Origin of the sequence: Avibacterium sp. 20-129 (assembly GCF_026226845.1) — a bacterium.
In the GTDB taxonomy this organism is placed as follows: domain Bacteria; phylum Pseudomonadota; class Gammaproteobacteria; order Enterobacterales; family Pasteurellaceae; genus Avibacterium.
The window spans coordinates 806,614-823,082 of the sequence record NZ_JAKKOE010000001.1; the positions used below are offsets into that span (position 1 = coordinate 806,614).

17 protein-coding genes, 2 tRNA genes and 2 riboswitches are annotated in these 16,469 nt (G+C 39.9%); of the genes, 8 read left to right on the plus strand and 11 right to left on the minus strand.

Annotation, left to right across the window (positions count from 1 at the left end; all coding sequences use genetic code 11):
- Positions 1 to 45: riboswitch (PreQ1 riboswitch) on the minus strand.
- Positions 46 to 149: 104 nt separating this feature from the next.
- From hpf to L5B90_RS03785, 7 genes are all read right to left on the minus strand, one after another.
- Positions 150 to 470 carry a ribosome hibernation-promoting factor, HPF/YfiA family gene (gene hpf, locus L5B90_RS03755; RefSeq protein ID WP_250350742.1) on the minus strand — a complete coding sequence of 107 codons (321 nt, stop codon included), beginning with the start codon at positions 468 to 470 and terminating at the stop codon, positions 150 to 152.
- Between the two features lie 357 nt (positions 471 to 827).
- On the minus strand, positions 828 to 2,195 hold the full coding sequence (locus tag L5B90_RS03760; protein WP_250364239.1) for an alanine/glycine:cation symporter family protein: 1,368 nt from the start codon (positions 2,193 to 2,195) through the stop codon (positions 828 to 830).
- 103 nt (positions 2,196 to 2,298) lie between these two features.
- Positions 2,299 to 2,413: riboswitch (glycine riboswitch) on the minus strand.
- Between the two features lie 264 nt (positions 2,414 to 2,677).
- On the minus strand, positions 2,678 to 2,944 hold the full coding sequence (locus L5B90_RS03765; protein ID WP_250364238.1) for a GNAT family N-acetyltransferase: 267 nt from the start codon (positions 2,942 to 2,944) through the stop codon (positions 2,678 to 2,680).
- Between the two features lie 28 nt (positions 2,945 to 2,972).
- Positions 2,973 to 3,176 (minus strand): DNA gyrase inhibitor YacG, encoded by a 204-nt coding sequence (gene yacG, locus L5B90_RS03770; RefSeq protein ID WP_250350745.1) that lies wholly within the window; start codon positions 3,174 to 3,176, stop codon positions 2,973 to 2,975.
- Complete coding sequence (gene coaE / locus L5B90_RS03775) at positions 3,169 to 3,798, minus strand: dephospho-CoA kinase (protein WP_250364237.1); 630 nt, start codon at positions 3,796 to 3,798, stop codon at positions 3,169 to 3,171. The genes yacG and coaE overlap by 8 nt, the downstream gene beginning before the upstream one ends.
- 47 nt (positions 3,799 to 3,845) lie before the next feature.
- Positions 3,846 to 4,535, minus strand: coding sequence for a prepilin peptidase (locus L5B90_RS03780; protein WP_250364236.1), 690 nt, complete (start codon positions 4,533 to 4,535; stop codon positions 3,846 to 3,848).
- Complete coding sequence (locus tag L5B90_RS03785) at positions 4,532 to 5,746, minus strand: type II secretion system F family protein (RefSeq protein ID WP_442778762.1); 1,215 nt, start codon at positions 5,744 to 5,746, stop codon at positions 4,532 to 4,534. Before L5B90_RS03785 ends, L5B90_RS03780 begins: the two co-directional genes overlap by 4 nt.
- Before the next feature lie 395 nt (positions 5,747 to 6,141).
- Here L5B90_RS03785 and manX point away from each other — a divergent pair, with 395 nt between their 5' ends.
- The 5 genes from manX to manA all read left to right on the plus strand — a co-directional run bounded on the left by manX (position 6,142) and on the right by manA (position 10,639).
- Complete coding sequence (gene manX, locus L5B90_RS03790; protein WP_250364234.1) at positions 6,142 to 7,125, plus strand: PTS mannose transporter subunit IIAB; 984 nt, start codon at positions 6,142 to 6,144, stop codon at positions 7,123 to 7,125.
- A 12-nt stretch (positions 7,126 to 7,137) separates the two neighbouring features.
- A complete protein-coding gene (locus tag L5B90_RS03795; RefSeq protein ID WP_250364233.1) occupies positions 7,138 to 7,941 on the plus strand; it encodes a PTS mannose/fructose/sorbose transporter subunit IIC in 804 nt (267 codons plus the stop codon).
- A gap of 13 nt (positions 7,942 to 7,954) precedes the next feature.
- Complete coding sequence (locus L5B90_RS03800; RefSeq protein ID WP_250364232.1) at positions 7,955 to 8,791, plus strand: PTS mannose transporter subunit IID; 837 nt, start codon at positions 7,955 to 7,957, stop codon at positions 8,789 to 8,791.
- A gap of 94 nt (positions 8,792 to 8,885) precedes the next feature.
- Entirely contained in the window at positions 8,886 to 9,428 is a 543-nt protein-coding gene (locus L5B90_RS03805; RefSeq protein WP_250364231.1) for a YobD family protein, read from the plus strand.
- 2 nt (positions 9,429 to 9,430) lie between these two features.
- Complete coding sequence (manA, locus tag L5B90_RS03810) at positions 9,431 to 10,639, plus strand: mannose-6-phosphate isomerase, class I (RefSeq protein WP_265762190.1); 1,209 nt, start codon at positions 9,431 to 9,433, stop codon at positions 10,637 to 10,639.
- Between the two features lie 52 nt (positions 10,640 to 10,691).
- On the opposite strand, the gene rnhA is transcribed toward manA, so the two are convergent.
- The gene (gene rnhA, locus L5B90_RS03815) at positions 10,692 to 11,153 is read right to left on the minus strand and encodes a ribonuclease HI (protein WP_250350754.1); all 462 of its coding nucleotides are present in this window, start codon (positions 11,151 to 11,153) and stop codon (positions 10,692 to 10,694) included.
- Positions 11,154 to 11,233: 80 nt separating this feature from the next.
- Here rnhA and dnaQ point away from each other — a divergent pair, with 80 nt between their 5' ends.
- From dnaQ to L5B90_RS03830, 3 genes are all read left to right on the plus strand, one after another.
- Entirely contained in the window at positions 11,234 to 12,001 is a 768-nt protein-coding gene (gene dnaQ, locus L5B90_RS03820; protein ID WP_250350755.1) for a DNA polymerase III subunit epsilon, read from the plus strand.
- Between the two features lie 87 nt (positions 12,002 to 12,088).
- A tRNA-Asp gene (locus L5B90_RS03825) sits at positions 12,089 to 12,165 on the plus strand.
- An 18-nt stretch (positions 12,166 to 12,183) separates the two neighbouring features.
- A tRNA-Asp gene (locus L5B90_RS03830) sits at positions 12,184 to 12,260 on the plus strand.
- 429 nt (positions 12,261 to 12,689) lie between these two features.
- On the opposite strand, the gene metK is transcribed toward L5B90_RS03830, so the two are convergent.
- The 3 genes from metK to corC form a co-directional block, all read right to left on the minus strand.
- Complete coding sequence (metK, locus tag L5B90_RS03835) at positions 12,690 to 13,844, minus strand: methionine adenosyltransferase (RefSeq protein ID WP_250350756.1); 1,155 nt, start codon at positions 13,842 to 13,844, stop codon at positions 12,690 to 12,692.
- Positions 13,845 to 13,979: 135 nt separating this feature from the next.
- Complete coding sequence (gene lnt, locus L5B90_RS03840) at positions 13,980 to 15,518, minus strand: apolipoprotein N-acyltransferase (RefSeq protein WP_265762191.1); 1,539 nt, start codon at positions 15,516 to 15,518, stop codon at positions 13,980 to 13,982.
- A complete protein-coding gene (gene corC / locus L5B90_RS03845; protein WP_250350758.1) occupies positions 15,515 to 16,417 on the minus strand; it encodes a CNNM family magnesium/cobalt transport protein CorC in 903 nt (300 codons plus the stop codon). Before corC ends, lnt begins: the two co-directional genes overlap by 4 nt.
- Positions 16,418 to 16,469 lie beyond the last annotated feature (52 nt).

Sequence of the window (16,469 nt, forward strand, 5' to 3'; positions counted from 1 at the left end):
AATTTCCTAGTTTTTTTGCGTGGGAGGGTTGCGAACCACGGGTACAGCTAGATTTTATCTAGCCACGAAATAAGGGCGATATTGTACAACAAAGGGGAAATGAGGCAAAGAAAAAGCCCGCAAAAGTGCGGGCTAAAATAGAAAAGTTTTTAATTAAACGAATCTTTTAAACGTTCCTCTGCACGGCGAGATTCATTTTTATGTTGTAATTTATTCAGCTGACGTTCAAGTTTCTCTTCCACTTCATTAATCGCCTTATACATATCATCAGCTTCACTACTTGCAAATAAATCACCAAATGGTGTGCCGATAGAGGCTTCCACCGCAAAGCCTTTTGGTACTTTATTCAAAATAAAATGAGGATTAATCAGTTGAGTTTGCCATTTTCCTAATTTAGCAAGTCTTTCTTCAATATGAGCGCGGATTGCTGGGGTGATGTCCATTTGTTTACTTGTGATATTTAGAGTCATAGCATTTACCTCTCTTTTGATTGTAAGTATTTCTACTTGTGTGAAATCTCATACCTACAACATAGTCCCGTTAGAGGAACTTTTCAAGGGCTTTATTTAAGAATAAAAAAGAAAAATGTAAATTTATGATCTAAGTAGAAGATTTCAAAAAAGAGACTTTCATTTTATGGAAAAGTTGTTATTATTCCTAGGTTCATATTCATAAATAGCTTCTCTTTTAAGTGCCAATTCGCTAAATAAACGTTGAACAATGTGTTCAATCAATTTCCGGTTCTCTCTTTCAAAATAGCAAAAAGCACAGTAAAAGGCGATTTTCTACTGTGCTTCAATGAATGACCAATGTTTATTTAACGTTTTCTAATCGTCTGCATCTTGATGTGCAATGCTTAAACGTTCAAAATAGCTTCTTGTTTCGTCAAGTACGACTTTGCGTAAACCAATTAACGCAATAAGATTTGGGAATGCCATTAGTCCGTTTACAATATCTGCCAAAATCCAAATGGTTTCAAGATGAATAAACGCCCCACAAGCCACCATAATAATAAAGATAAAACGGTACGCTTTTACCCCTTTAACACCGGCAAGATACACAAAACAACGTTCACCATAATAACACCAGCCTAAAATCGTGGTGAATGCAAAGAATAATAATCCAAGGGTTACAATCGTACCACCTGCTGCTGTTCCCAGACCTTCCGAAAAGGCAAGATTGGTTACTGCTGCACCGGCTTCTGGTGATTGCCAAGCACCTGTTAGCACAATGACAATGCCCGTCATCGTACAAACGATAAGGGTATCTAAGAATGTTCCCGTCATTGAAATCAAACCTTGACGTGCAGGTTCTTTGGTTTGTGCAGCAGCGGCTGCAATTGGCGCACTTCCTAAGCCTGATTCATTTGAGAAAATGCCTCGTGCCACACCCGATTGAATCGCTTTCATTACGGTATAGCCTAATGCTCCCCCTAAGGCAGATTGTGGATTGAACGCACTTTCAATAATTAATCCTACTGCGGCAGGGACTTGCTGCCAGTTCAAGGTGATAATGACGATAGAAATCGCGACATAAAGCACGGCCATAAAAGGTACAATGATGGCCGCCACAGAAGAAATGCGTTTAATGCCACCTAAAATGATCGCGGCAACCAACAAGGTGATAATTGGTGCCATTATTTCCACAGGAATATGAAAGCTATTCTGCATTGCGTGCGTAATGGCTTGCACCTGCGGAAACGTCCCAATACCGAAAAAGGCCACCAAAATACCACAAATTGCAAATATTTTTGCAAGCCATTTTATACCTAGCCCACGTTCAATGTAGTACATCGGGCCACCAGCAACAAAACCACGTTTATCAATAATGCGATATTTCACCGCCAGCAAACATTCTGCGTATTTCGTTGCCATACCAAACAATGCCACTAACCACATCCAAAAAATTGCCCCGGGACCACCAGCCTGCACGGCAGTTGCTACCCCAACAATATTTCCCGTTCCAATGGTAGCCGCTAATGCCGTACTTAAAGCTGCGAAGGCGGAAACATCACCTTTTCCTTTTTGCGCCCCTTTTTCACGTTTAAATAAATAACTTAACGCTCTCGGCAATTGAAAAACTTGAATAAACCCTAAACGAAAGGTGAAATAAAGCCCTACGCCAGACAATAAAATTAATAAGGGCGGTCCCCAAATAAAGGCGTTAATTGATGATAATAATTGTGTCATTGACATTGAATGTTCCTCGTAAAAAAATTGCGGTTTACAAGGAGGCGAAAAGAGTTTGGCGAATAGAAAAAAGACAACGCAAAGCCTTGCGTTATATCACCTGAAATAATCTCTTGCCCCTGTCCTTTTGCCTGAGCGTTTGAAAAACGATGAAAATTTACACCGCTCTTTTGCGCCTTCGGCGTCCATTTGCCTATGCAATGGATCTCTCCAAGGGTTCGTCCAGTAACAGTCCTCGCTAACTTAATAGCACCTGAAAGATTTTTCCTCGTCGGTGCAGGGTTAATTCCCTACTCTCCAGCTACCTTCGTCCGAACATACTTTTATAAAAAAGTGCGGTGGATTTTAGCAAGATAATTTTCATTTCTCAATCCTTTTGCGAGAATTGACAGCAATGTATAGAAAATGGTAGTAATGCTGTTTTAATAACACACCATTACTACGCAAAATAGATGAATTTCCAGTGAAAATTTGGAGGGGGTAAGAGATTAACGGGTTTCACGCAGCCATTTTCTTTCGATATAGCTACAACTTGGTACTAAATTTAATTGATGTTCTCGCACAAATTGCACCAACGCTTGATAAAGTTTATCTGCCACCCCTTGCCCACGTAAACGCTCCGATACATACGTGTGATTGGCATTAATGCTATGGGTGTCAATAAAGTAATAAGTGAGTTTTGCCACTTTCTGCCCTTGATCATCAAGCACAAAAAACTCACCATCTTGTTGATTTTGTTGATGTTGAATATTCATTTTTTTCCTTATTTGCTATATTTTTTAACTAGCCACGCCAATCTTCATCGAAATTCGCATTGGTGGCAAAATCCGCTGTTTCACAAGGAATGGCTTTTTCTTCATTTGCCCATTCACCTAAATCAATAAGCTGGCAACGCTTGCTACAAAAAGGACGATACTGACTTTCTGGCGTCCAAGGTACGGCTTTTTGACACACTGGACAAGGTACTTCAAAAATTTCTTCACGCATTATTTCTTGTTTTTTCCTTCGCAAATTGTAAATATTGATGGTGCAATTCTAACACTTTTTGCCTCAAATAAGGCAGATTTTGGCTTAATTCTGGCTCGTTATTCACCACATCATCTGCAACAGATAAGCGTTTTTCTCGGCTTACTTGTGATGCCATAATCTTTTTAATCAAGACCATTTTATTTTGATCTCGCTTCGCAGCACGCAACAACTGGGTTTCTGGCAACACATCAATAACTAGCACGCGATCACAAAATGCAGTGAGATCATTTTCGATCAACAACGGCACAACCCACAACACATAAAGAGATTGACTTTGAGCGAGCTGATGCAACATTTCACGACGAATTGCTGGGTGAAGTAAATTGTTCAGCCAAACTTTTTCCTGTGGACACTCAAAGACAATTTGGCGTAAGGCTTGGCGGTTTAATTCCCCCGAATCCAATAAAATTCCCGCGCCAAAATGCTCAGCAATTTTCTCCAGTAACGGAGAGCCTTTCGCCACAACCTCTCGTGCTACAATATCTGCATCAATAATTTCTACCCCTAACTCGGCAAATAAATCCACAATGGTACTTTTACCACTGCCAATGCCACCCGTTACGCCAACAATATAGCTCATTCTTTTCTACCCTTGTCTTATTTTGCTTAAATCATACGCGCTCTTATTTACTGAAGCAATAAGAGGCTAAATGCCGAAAGATTTAAAAAAGGTGCAAAAGGAATTTGTTGATAATCACGCTTACGTAATTTTTGTATGCTACAAAAAAGAAGCCCATAAAAAGAAGCAAGAAAAACAAAGTGGGGCAATTGTGGTAAGGCTATTCCCGCTCCAAGCGCAAAGGCAAGCCAAGCATCGCCTTCGCCTAACATTGTTTTATGCAACATTATTTGACTTATGCTACAAATTCCATAAAAAATAAGCAAAATTATCACCGCACTTGTTAAACCTTGCGCTAACGATACAGATACAATTTGCCAATGTACGCCTAGCAAGGTCCATAAGAACAGCCAAATACATAACAACGGAGAAATTAATCGGTAAAGCCAATCAATAATACTGATTAAAATAACAAAACTGAGCCAAATTGCCCACCATAATGCGATATAAGGATCAGCATTTAGCTTGCGACACAATACAAATAGCCCCGCAAAGGCAAAAATATAATACAAAAAACCACCGCACTTTTTATTTTGCCACAAGGAATGTGGCATAGGTGTTTCTTTTTGCTGTGGTTGAAAAAGTGTACAATAATCGTGCCACACGCTTTGCTTTAATCGTTGAGCAAATGTAGCAACAAATATAAAAATCAGTAGCCCCACTAATCCACCAAACAAAAATGTCGCAACATCTATCATTGAATCATTGATCCCATATTGAAAATTGGTAAATACATTCCGAATAAAACAGCCCCGATCAGGCCACCAATAATCAGCATCAAAAGTGGTTCAAGCAATTGAGAGAGGAGATCCACTTGATGATTGAGATCTTGCTGATATTTATCAGCAATATGTTGTAGCATTTGGGCGACCTGTCCGCTTTCTTCACCAATTTTTAGCATTTGTTGCGCAGTCATTGGAAAAAAATCACTGGCTACGCTGTCAGAAAGTTTATAGCCCTGATTAAGCCAATATAACGCCGTTTCTACGGCTTGATTTAACACCTGATCTGCCACATCATTTTTTTCTACTTGCCAACTTTGCCGTTTTGGCAAAAAAGATTGTAGTGCCACATTTAACGGCACACCGGAACGCAACATTAACGCAAGCGCTTGACTAAATCGAATCAAGCGCGCTAATTGCGTGATCTTGCCTAAAATTGGCATTTTACTGAGACATTGATTTTTCCATTTGATTAACCTTGATGAGCGTTTTAAACGAAAACGAATAAAGACCAAAGTAAGTATAAACAAACAACCTAGTTGCCAAAAATGTTGTTGTAGTCCTTCTGAAAGATGCAATAAAAACGTGGTAAATACAGGCAAATTGGCACCATTATTCGCGTACATCTCGGCAAATTGTGGCACGATAAAAATTAGCAGTAACAACGTTAAAAGCAGGGAAATACCTAGCACCAGCATTGGGTAAAGTAAAATTTTTTGGATTTTCCGTTGCAAAATTAAAGATCGCTGACGATGTTGGGCGATTTGCTCACACACCTGTGCGAGCTTGCCTGTCATTTCGCCAACTTGAATGAGTTGCTGTTCTTGCTGTGAAAAATATTTTCCTTGTTTTTCAATCCCTTGTGAAAAACTTAATCCACTTTCAAGATCATTAATCAATTGCCCAAGCCAAAGATTTAAGGAAATGACCGTACAATTCTGTGCTAATAACTGCAAACTTTGCTTCATCGGCACCGCAGATTTTAGCAATAATGCGAGCTGGTTAATCAATTCGTATAACTCATTTGCTTTTGGCTTGCGCGGCAATTGCCAGTTGCGCTGCAGTTTGATATTTTGCAACTGTCGCTGAAACAAAGCTTGTCGTGCCATTTCAACATTCTCAGCCACGATCATTCCTTGTTGTTTTTGTTGTAAAAAATTATAGGCTTGCCAATTAAACAGTTTCATTATTCCTTCATTCATTTATCCGCAGTCGCTATGTTTAGCCTATCCCAAAAAATCCACAAAAAAACCACCGCACTTTATTTTTACGATCAAGATCGCAAAAATAAATAGTCATCTTGCAGATTAAAAATATTCTGCTACTTTATTAAGCATTTTTTGTTGAGAAAATTCAATAAGATAAGAATTTATAAAATTTCACTCCAAAAAGTCTTGAAATAATTCATCAAAAAAAGTGTGTTTTTTAACCACATAATAAAAAAGATGAGATGAATCACAATTTTTATTTAATACAGTGCAAAATCCGTGATCTTCATCACATTATTTTGGAGCATTTTAGTTTAGAATGCGTGCCTGATTTTATAGTACTTAAACCATAACCACTTGTATAAGGAGTCCTTATGGCTATTGCGATCATCATCGCAACACACGGCGTGGCGGCAGAACAACTGCTCAAAACGACCGAAATGTTGATTGGTGAACAAGAAAATGTTGCCACGATCGATTTTGTTCCCGGCGAAAATGCTGAAACGATTATGGCAAAATATCAGGAAAAACTCAGCACAACCCTTGCGCATTGTGATGAAGTGTTATTCCTTGTCGATACTTGGGGTGGTAGTCCGTTTAATGCGGCAAACCGAGTATCAGAAGGAAAAGACAATATGGATATTGTTACTGGGGTAAACGTGCCAATGTTGGTAGAAACCTTTATGGCTCGCGATGATGGCCCTAGTTTGCAAGAATTGGTGGCAATTGCCTTAGAAACAGGACGAACAGGTGTCCGTGCCTTAAGATATGTGGAAGAAGAGCCAGAGCAAGCACCACAAGCCGTTGCTCAAGCCGCACCAGCACCAAGCCAACCAGAAGTCGTAACGCCAAATAAAGAGGGACATCTCGTTATTGGGCTTGCGCGTATTGATGACCGATTAATTCACGGTCAAGTTGCCACTCGCTGGACAAAAGAAAGCAAGGTTTCTCGCATTGTTGTCGTCAATGACGATGTAGCAAAAGATAGCGTTCGTTCCACAATGCTGAAAAGCGTTGCCCCTCCCGGGGTAACAGCACACGTTGTAGGCGTAGAAAAAATGATCCGCGTTTATAATAACCCAGAATATGCTGGCGAGCGTATGATGCTGTTATTTACTAATCCAACCGATGTGCTAAAACTGCTTGAAGCAGGATTTGATATGAAATCGATCAATATTGGTGGTATGGCATACAAAGATGGTAAAAAAATGATTACCAGTGCCGTATCCGTTGATGATAAAGATATTGACGCATTCAAAGCCATTGACGCAATGGGTGTGGAACTTGATGTGCGCAAAGTATCAAATGATAGCCGTCAATATATGATGGATTTATTAAAGAAAAACAATCTTGTATAAGGGATGACTATAATGGAAATTTCAACACTACAAATTATTCTTGTCTTTATTGTTGCCTGTATTTCAGGTATGGGATCAATCCTTGATGAATTCCAAACTCACCGCCCATTAATTGCTTGTACGCTTGTTGGTTTAGTCCTCGGTGATATTAAAACAGGGATTATCGTTGGTGGTTCGTTAGAATTACTCGCTCTGGGTTGGATGAATATTGGTGCAGCACTTGCGCCAGATGCCGCCCTTGCTTCTGTCGTTTCTACGATCCTTGTGATTGTTGGCGGTCAAGAAATTACCACCGCAATCGCCTTGGCGATCCCACTTGCTGCCGCAGGTCAAGTACTAACTTATGTTGTGCGCGCCATCACTGTTGGTTTCCAACACGCTGCCGATAAATCCATTGAAGACGGTAATTTAAACCGCTTAGACTGGATTCATTGCAGTGCCTTAATTTTACAAGCAATGCGTATCGCTATTCCAGCCTTGATTGTTGCCTTAACCGCAGGAACAGACGCTGTACAATCAATGCTAAATGCGATTCCGCCAGTAGTTACAACAGGTCTAAAAATTGCCGGTGGAATTATCGCCGTGGTAGGTTATGCAATGGTGATTAATATGATGCGTGCGGGGCATTTAATGCCATTTTTCTACGCAGGTTTTGTGGTTGCCGCCTTTACGAATTTCAACCTTGTTGCCTTAGGTGTGCTAGGTGCAATTATGGCAGCACTTTATATCCAACTTCACCCAAAATACAACCAAAGTAAACAAGTGGTGCAAGTGGTTTCTAATGGTAACAATGATCTTGATAACAGATTAGATTAATGGGGTAAGAAAAATGACAACAGAAATGAAAAAAGTAACCCAAAGTGATTTAAATAAAGTCGTAATGCGTTCTAACCTTTTTCAAGGCTCTTGGAACTTTGAACGTATGCAAGCGCTCGGTTTTGCTTATTCAATGGTTCCCGTGATTAAACGCTTATACCCTGATGCGAATTCACAAGAACGTAAAGATGCAATCAAACGCCATTTAGAGTTTTTCAATACTCAACCCTTTGTTGCAGCACCTGTTCTTGGTGTAACCATTGCGATGGAAGAAGAGCGAGCCAATGGGAAAGAAATTGATGATGCAGCAATCAACGGGATTAAAGTAGGGCTAATGGGGCCTCTAGCTGGTGTGGGTGATCCGATTTTCTGGGGAACAGCACGCCCTGTATTTGCTGCACTCGGCGCAGGTTTAGCACTAAGTGGAAGCATTCTTGGTCCATTATTATTCTTCTTTTTATTCAACCTTGTACGTTTAGCAACCCGCTATTACGGTGTGGTTTATGGCTATAAGAAAGGGCTTGATGTTGTACAAGATATGAGTGGCGGATTATTGCAAAAACTGACCGAAGGTGCATCTATTCTCGGTCTCTTTATAATGGGGGCGCTGGTACAAAAATGGACAAGCATTAATGTACCTCTGGTGGTTTCTACCATTGAAAAACAAGATGGTACAATTGAGGTTACCACCGTGCAATCTATCCTTGATAGCTTGATGCCGGGTTTACTGCCATTGCTATTTACCTTTGCTTGTATGTGGCTATTACGCAATCGTGTCAATGCGTTATGGATTATCGTGGGTATTTTTGTCATCGGTATCATCGGTGCTGCAACAGGTATTCTCGCTTAATCGTTACTTAAAGACAGAATAATGATAAAATTAAACTCTCCTCGAACTTTCGTGGAGAGTTTATTTTTTACATAATCAGAATACGGACGTTGTTATGATCAATACCGCTTTATTAGTCTTTATCATTCTTTATTTTTTATATGCTTTCTACGATCAATTCCTTATGGAAAAACGCTTTGGTGAAACGGTCTTAAATGTGCGTTTACGTCGTAAATCAAAAATTGAAGGCATTATTATGCTTGCGCTAGTTGGTATCGCGATTTATCAAGCCTTACCACAAGGCATTGAACCCTACACAATGTTTTTATTGGTAATGTTTGGCATTTTAATGATTTATCATTTCTTTATCCGCTACCCTGTCTTTATTTTGAAAAAAGAAGGCTTTTTCTTAAATAATCTTTATTTGCAATATGCTTACATTAATACCATTAATATTGGTGAAAATGGTTTCTTGCAGTTAGTGCTAAAAAATGGAAAAGCCGTGCCTTTAGCCGCACAAAATCCTAAAGATGTGGAAAAAATTTTGCAATATCTCACTGATAGCGGACGCATTTCACAAGCTCAAAATGCTGTAGAGCAAGCAAAACAAAAATCTACCGCACATCACAGCGAAAAACAAAATAAAAAAGGAAAATAACTATGCTTTACCCATTAAACGGCAAGCTTCAGCATTATGTTTGGGGCGGACAGCAATTTTTACCGGAATTTCTGGGCATTCCAGTGCAACAAAATCAATATTACGCCGAATGGTGGTTAGGCGATCACAATTCTGCGCCATCGATCATTGAAGAAAATGGTACATCACAACCATTAAACGCATTTTTAGCCAAAAATCCCACCGCACTTGGCGCAGCAAGCCAAGCTCAATTTGGTCGCAGCTTACCTTATTTACTCAAAATTTTAGATGTAAAACAGCCCCTCTCAATTCAGCTTCACCCAACAAAAGCACAAGCAGAAGCGGGGTTTGCTAAAGAAAATGCCCTCGGTATTGCACTTAACGATCCAACGCGAACTTATAAAGATAATAATCATAAGCCGGAAATGATGATCGCACTGTCCGATTTCTGGCTCTTACACGGCTTCAAAACCAAGCAAGCAATTATCGAAACACTACAAGCTCGCCCGTCTCTTGTACCGCTTGCTGAAAAACTTGCACAACAATCTTTAGCGGATTTTTATGCTGATCTGATGCAAGCAGAGCAACAAGCACTCGCTATGTGGCTTAATCCGATTATTCAAGCTAATCAAACGGCTTATTCACAACAGCAACTTAGCCTTGATAATCCTGATTATTGGGTACTTTACACGATGGAAGCGATGCAAATTCCACCTGAAAAACTTGATGTAGGACTGATTTGCTTCTACTTATTTAATATTGTCGAAGTAAAAAAAGGTGAAGGTATTTTCCAAGATGCGGGGATTCCACACGCCTATTTACGCGGTCAAAATATTGAATTAATGGCTTGCTCCGACAATGTTATTCGTGGTGGTTTAACCCCAAAACACGTTGATATTGCTGAATTGTTGAAAGTTATTGACTACCGAGAAGTCATACCGCAAATTATCCCTATTGCACCAAAAAATGAGCCAGTTTTTACTTACCAAACACCCGCAAAAGACTTTGCCCTCACTCAAGTGAGCTATCAACAAGGTGAACAACATCGTTTACATTCACAAAGTGCAGAAATTTTATTAGTAATGCGTGGCGAATTAAAAATTAGCGAAAATTCCACCGCACTTCACTTAAAACAAGGTCAATCCACCTTTATCAGCGCAGACTCTGAATATTCAATAACAGGAATTGAAGAAGGCTACGCTGTGATTGCGAGGTTACCAACACAATTATAATGCTCCTTACATCAAGAAAAAGCGGTGAACTTTCCTTCACCGCTTTATATTTTTAAGATTCATAGCCCACATCTTCCAACGTTGGATTTTCTGCACCTTGTTTTGCAAGTTGATCACAAATTTCATTTTCTCGATGTCCACTATGTCCTTTCACCCACTGCCAATGAATTTGGTGTCGTTGTGTTTCATTATCGAGCAATAGCCATAAATCTTGATTTTTCACAGGTTTACCCGTGCTAGATTTCCAATTATTTTTTTTCCAATTAAAAATCCACTTAGTCATACCATTTTTCATATATTGACTATCGCTATGTAGCGTTACCTGACAAGGTTCTTTTAAGCTCGCTAAAGCCGCTATGACGGCTCGCAGTTCCATTCGGTTATTTGTTGTTTTGAAATAACCTTGTGAAATTTGTTTTTCGTGCTGTTTGTAGCGCAATAGAATACCAATGCCCCCCCTGCCGGGATTGCCTAAACACGAACCATCAGTGAAAACGTCAATATGCTTTAACATAAATTCAAATAAATTTAGCTATAATTTTTTTTCAAATGGGGCGATAATACCGCAAAATTGAGTAAAGAGATAGGAAAACTATGACAACGCCACTTCTTCCTGAACGTCAAATTGTACTGGATACCGAAACTACGGGGATGAACCAATTTGGTGCGCACTATGAAGGACATTGCATTATTGAGATTGGTGCGGTTGAATTAATCAATCGCAAATACACAGGGCGAAAACTGCATTTATACATCAAACCAGATCGCCCCGTTGATCCCGAGGCAATTAAAGTTCACGGGATTACCGATGAAATGTTGGCTGATAAACCAAATTTTTCTGAAATTGCGCAGGAATTTATTGATTTTATCCAAGGGGCTGAATTGCTTATTCATAACGCGCCCTTCGATGTCGGGTTTATGGATTATGAATTTCAAAAGCATAAATGCAATGTGAAAACCAGCGATATTTGTACCGTTACCGATACCTTACAAATGGCTCGCCAACAATATCCCGGCAAACGCAATAGCTTAGATGCCCTTTGTGATCGCCTTCACATTGATAATAGCAAACGTACCTTACACGGGGCGTTGCTTGATGCGGAGATCCTGGGTGATGTCTATTTAGCCATGACCGGTGGGCAAACGAGTTTATTTGACGAAGCAGAAACCGAAGAGCCAATACAACAAATTGAGGAAGAGGTACAAATTGAAAGTGCGGTGCTTTTTTCGCAAGATTTCACGGTGATTACCCCTGACGATGCAGAAGAGCAAGCACATTTAGATTATTTAAAATTGATTAACAAAAAAAGCAAAGATAATTGCCTATGGATGAAGCGAACTGAGGACGAAACCTTACATTAACGCTCATTCATTAATCAGTTAAACAGTGAGGCATAAAAATTGCTTGACGAACTTTTCGTTCACTATTATTATGCCTCTCGCTAATGCGGAGTGGTAGTTCAGCTGGTTAGAATACCTGCCTGTCACGCAGGGGGTCGCGGGTTCGAGTCCCGTCCATTCCGCCAATTTAGCATCCTAGATTCGGAGCGGTAGTTCAGCTGGTTAGAATACCTGCCTGTCACGCAGGGGGTCGCGGGTTCGAGTCCCGTCCGTTCCGCCAATCTTTTTACCATTTCAATAAATATTTCTCAATTTTCAAGTTATATTCCCTTATATCAAGACCTAGTAAGTAGGTTAAATATAGCTATAAATAATAGCTACGAGGTTTTATCTATACATAAATAAAATGAATAAAAAATAACTGACCAAAAATCAATCATAAAAAAATTGCTAAGAAAATAAAAATAAACTAAATTTAACAAAACTCTCCGCCAGCTCACATATTGCCTTATTTACATTTTTATCGCTTATTTTTAGCCAGCCTAAGTAATAAAAAGCACTACTACACTGATCTGACCCAAAGCACTTGTTGTTTGAAACTTTAAGTATATTTCGTCATAAAAAATCTGCACCTTAATCAGTTAGTTGTTTAGTCCAACTTTTGGGGTGCAGATCACACATCATTGCAATAGCGCTTTTTCAGACTATCTTAATTTATGCCTGCAGCAACTCTCAATTCTTCAGCACGATCCGTTTTTTCCCAAGGGAATTGCTCACGTCCAAAATGCCCATAAGCTGCGGTTTGGCGGTAGATTGGTTGAATGAGATCAAGCATTTTAATTAATCCATAAGGGCGTAAATCAAAAAACTCACGCACTAAATTTACCAATAATGCATTGCTCACTTTGCCCGTGCCAAAGGTTTCCACCATAATGGAAGTCGGCTCAGCCACACCGATGGCATAAGAAAGCTGAATTTCACAACGATCAGCTAAACCGGCGGCAACAATATTTTTTGCTACATAACGTGCGGCATAAGCGGCAGAGCGATCCACTTTTGAAGGATCTTTGCCCGAAAATGCCCCCCCACCGTGACGAGCAGCGCCACCATAGGTATCAACAATGATCTTACGTCCAGTTAGCCCACAATCTCCCATTGGACCACCAATTACAAAACGCCCTGTTGGGTTAATGAAATACTTGGTATCTTTGCCAAACCATTCAGTTGGTAAGACTGGTTTAATAATTTCTTCCATTACACCGTCATAGATGTCTTGTTGGCTCACGCTATCTGCGTGTTGAGTAGAAAGCACCACTGCATCAATGCCAACAATTTTATCATTTTCATATTTTAGGGTAACTTGGCTTTTCGCATCTGGACGTAACCAAGGCAAGGTGCCGTCTTTACGTACTTGTGCTTGGCGTTCCATTAAGCGATGTGCATAAGTAATCGCTGCCGGCATTAATACATCAGTTTCATTGGTGGCATAGCCAAACATAATACCTTGGTCGCCTGCACCTTGATCTAATGGGCTTTCACGATCCACCCCTTGATTAATGTCGGAAGATTGTTTTCCAATAGCATTTAACACCGCACAAGAATGGCCATCAAACCCCATATCAGAATGTTTGTAACCAATATCACAAATTACTTGGCGTGTTAGATTTTCAATATCCACCCAAGCAGAGGTGGTGATTTCCCCCCCTACAAGTGCCATACCTGTTTTCACATAGGTCTCACACGCCACACGAGCTTTGGGATCTTGTTTGAGAATTTCGTCTAATACCGCATCAGAAATTTGGTCAGCAATTTTATCTGGATGCCCTTCTGACACTGATTCGGAAGTAAATAAATAAGATGACATAGCTTTCCTTAAAAGATTAAAATTAAATTTTAGATGTTTTTGCGTCTAGACGGCTATAATACGCTTTTTCGTTTAGAAAGCAAGCATTAATTCACTTGCTCACTTTCTTTTACCAAAGGAAAAAATCCGTTAAATTTACACCGCTGTTCGTTTTAGTATTCGCCATAATAATAGGTTCACGCCACGCAATAGCATTAGTAAAAAGCATAAGAAATACAAAGGCATATCACCTAATTGAGCATAAGGCGTTTTACCTACTGTTGGTGCAATACGTTGTGTTAAAGTGGTTTCCACAAACTGTGGAGCTTGAGCGATCACCTCACCTTTCGCATTAATAAAGGCGGTGATTCCAGTATTGGTGGCGCGAATTTCAGGTTTCCCAAATTCTAAAGCACGCATTCTTGCCATTTGTAAATGTTGCCAAGGACCGATGCTGTTGCCAAACCACGCGTCATTGGAAATGGTCAGCAAGAAATCGGTTTCCACGTTCAGATTTTTCTGCACTTGTGAACCAAAAATAATTTCATAGCAAATTGCTGGGGTAAATTTCCGTTGTTTAGCTAAAAATGGCTTTTGTACTTCTTCCCCTGATTGGAATGCCGACATCGGTAAATTAAACACCGAACCCAGCGGACGCAAGAGGTTTTCCAATGGCACATATTCACCAAATGGGACAAGATGATGTTTATTATAGCGGTTGTGAGTTTGCTCGCTATAAGGTAAATCAGGATCACCTAAGTTTATGATAGAATTAAATAATTTTCCTTTTTGCCAATCTTGATAAATGGTTCCAATCATCACTTGCGTCCCTGTATCTTTGGTTGCTTGCTGTAAGGAAAGTAAAAATCGCTGAATATCATTTTCTAAAGTTGGTAATGCGGCCTCAGGCAAAATGATAAGATCTGTTTTACCTAAATACTGAGCAATAAGACGCCCATAAATTCCTAAGGTTTGGCTAAGATAATGTGGTTCCCACTTCAAGTTTTGCTCAATATTCCCTTGCACAAGGGTGATGGTTAAGGCTTTCTCTGGCTTTTCCTGCACATAATTCGCGGAAGATGGCCACATTGCTAAACCGCTAATAATCAGACATAACACCGATTGTGAAGCAATCATTAACCATTTTTTATCTTTCTGTAATAAGTGAGAAATCAGTGAAAAAAGCACCGCACTTACCCACATAACAAAGAAAGTTAGCCCCTGTACACCAAAAATTGGCGCAAGTCCTGAAAATGGACTGTCAATTTGTGTGTAACCCAATTGTAGCCACGGAAAACCGGTAAATAACCAACCGCGTAAAAACTCTGTGAATGTCCAAAGCACAGGATACAGTGCGAGATTATTCACCTTAAAGCGTTGAATAAAATAGGCAAACAGTGTTGGAAATAAGGCAAGATACGCCGCCAGCAATACCACTAACACATAGCTGAGCCACAACGGTGAGCCTCCAAATTGGTGAATGCTCACGTGTAGCCAATTCACGCCAAAGCTAAAAAAGCTCAGGCCCCATAAAAATGCACCACAAAGTGCGGTGCTTTTTTTCGCTGTTTTTGCCACCCATAATAACCCTAATAGGGAAAGATAGGCGAGGCCCCAAAAATCAAAAGGAGAAAAAGCAAAAACACCTAATCCCCCAGATAATAAAGCAATAAGATAAATTAATTGTGATTTCATTGCGCGCTATTGTAATTTTCTTCGTGAGTTGCTATTTCTTCCAAACATTCATCAGGCACGGTAACACGCAACTGAATAATGCGACGACTGTCTGCGGAAGTCACTTTAAAGTGTAAGTTTTCAAGGGTAATCTCTTCCCCCCGTTTTGGTAAATGACCGAAGGCTTGCATTACCACACCACCCACCGTATCCACTTCTTCATCCGTAAAATGCGTGTGGAATTGCTGGTTGAAATCTTCAATATCCGTTAATGCACGCACAGCGTAAGTATGACGAGAAAGCTGACGAATATCTGCCACATCTTCTTCATCAAATTCATCTTCAATATCACCAACAATTTGCTCTAAAATATCTTCAATAGTTACTAATCCTGACACCGCGCCAAATTCATCAACCACAATCGCCATATGAAAGCGCTCAGAACGGAAATCTTTTAACATTCTATCTACACGCTTACTTTCCGGCACGATGACCACTGGGCGAAGCAGAGAAAGTAAATCAAATTCTTCCGCATTAGAACGCAAAAATTTTAGCAAGTCTTTCGCGTGTAAAATCCCAGCGATATTGTCTTTTTCATCGGTAATCACTGGAAAACGTGAATGCGCACTTTCAATAATGGTTTCCAAGCAAGCATCCAGATCCTGATCGGCTTCAATAAACACAATTTGCGAACGCGGGATCATAATATCACGCACACGTAATTCAGCGATTTCCATTACCCCTTCAATCATTTCACGGGTATCTTGATCAATTAATTCATTTTGTTCGGAATCACGGATCACTTCCACTAATTCCTCACGGTTTTTCAACTCACCTTGGAAAAATCGCCCAAATAGGGATTGCAAAAAATTCTTTTTATTTGTGGTTTCTAAGCCAGTATTTTGGCTATCATCGGTCATTTTGTTCTCTCTTATCGTTAATTGAGGGAGGTTTAATCAAAATATGTCCGCA

What these genes read in the sequence shown, in the direction of transcription:
- coaE (WP_250364237.1), bottom strand. Translation starts at nt 3,798, where the DNA reads ATGAGCTATATTGTTGGCGTAACGGGTGGCATTGGCAGTGGTAAAAGT.
- L5B90_RS03760 (WP_250364239.1), bottom strand. Translation starts at nt 2,195, where the DNA reads ATGTCAATGACACAATTATTATCATCAATTAACGCCTTTATTTGGGGA.
- L5B90_RS03785 (WP_442778762.1), bottom strand. Translation starts at nt 5,746, where the DNA reads ATGAAACTGTTTAATTGGCAAGCCTATAATTTTTTACAACAAAAACAA.
- yacG (WP_250350745.1), bottom strand. Translation starts at nt 3,176, where the DNA reads ATGCGTGAAGAAATTTTTGAAGTACCTTGTCCAGTGTGTCAAAAAGCC.
- L5B90_RS03795 (WP_250364233.1), top strand. Translation starts at nt 7,138, where the DNA reads ATGGAAATTTCAACACTACAAATTATTCTTGTCTTTATTGTTGCCTGT.
- hpf (WP_250350742.1), bottom strand. Translation starts at nt 470, where the DNA reads ATGACTCTAAATATCACAAGTAAACAAATGGACATCACCCCAGCAATC.
- L5B90_RS03805 (WP_250364231.1), top strand. Translation starts at nt 8,886, where the DNA reads ATGATCAATACCGCTTTATTAGTCTTTATCATTCTTTATTTTTTATAT.
- L5B90_RS03800 (WP_250364232.1), top strand. Translation starts at nt 7,955, where the DNA reads ATGACAACAGAAATGAAAAAAGTAACCCAAAGTGATTTAAATAAAGTC.
- L5B90_RS03780 (WP_250364236.1), bottom strand. Translation starts at nt 4,535, where the DNA reads ATGATAGATGTTGCGACATTTTTGTTTGGTGGATTAGTGGGGCTACTG.
- L5B90_RS03765 (WP_250364238.1), bottom strand. Translation starts at nt 2,944, where the DNA reads ATGAATATTCAACATCAACAAAATCAACAAGATGGTGAGTTTTTTGTG.
- manX (WP_250364234.1), top strand. Translation starts at nt 6,142, where the DNA reads ATGGCTATTGCGATCATCATCGCAACACACGGCGTGGCGGCAGAACAA.
- corC (WP_250350758.1), bottom strand. Translation starts at nt 16,417, where the DNA reads ATGACCGATGATAGCCAAAATACTGGCTTAGAAACCACAAATAAAAAG.
- dnaQ (WP_250350755.1), top strand. Translation starts at nt 11,234, where the DNA reads ATGACAACGCCACTTCTTCCTGAACGTCAAATTGTACTGGATACCGAA.
- manA (WP_265762190.1), top strand. Translation starts at nt 9,431, where the DNA reads ATGCTTTACCCATTAAACGGCAAGCTTCAGCATTATGTTTGGGGCGGA.
- lnt (WP_265762191.1), bottom strand. Translation starts at nt 15,518, where the DNA reads ATGAAATCACAATTAATTTATCTTATTGCTTTATTATCTGGGGGATTA.
- metK (WP_250350756.1), bottom strand. Translation starts at nt 13,844, where the DNA reads ATGTCATCTTATTTATTTACTTCCGAATCAGTGTCAGAAGGGCATCCA.
- rnhA (WP_250350754.1), bottom strand. Translation starts at nt 11,153, where the DNA reads ATGTTAAAGCATATTGACGTTTTCACTGATGGTTCGTGTTTAGGCAAT.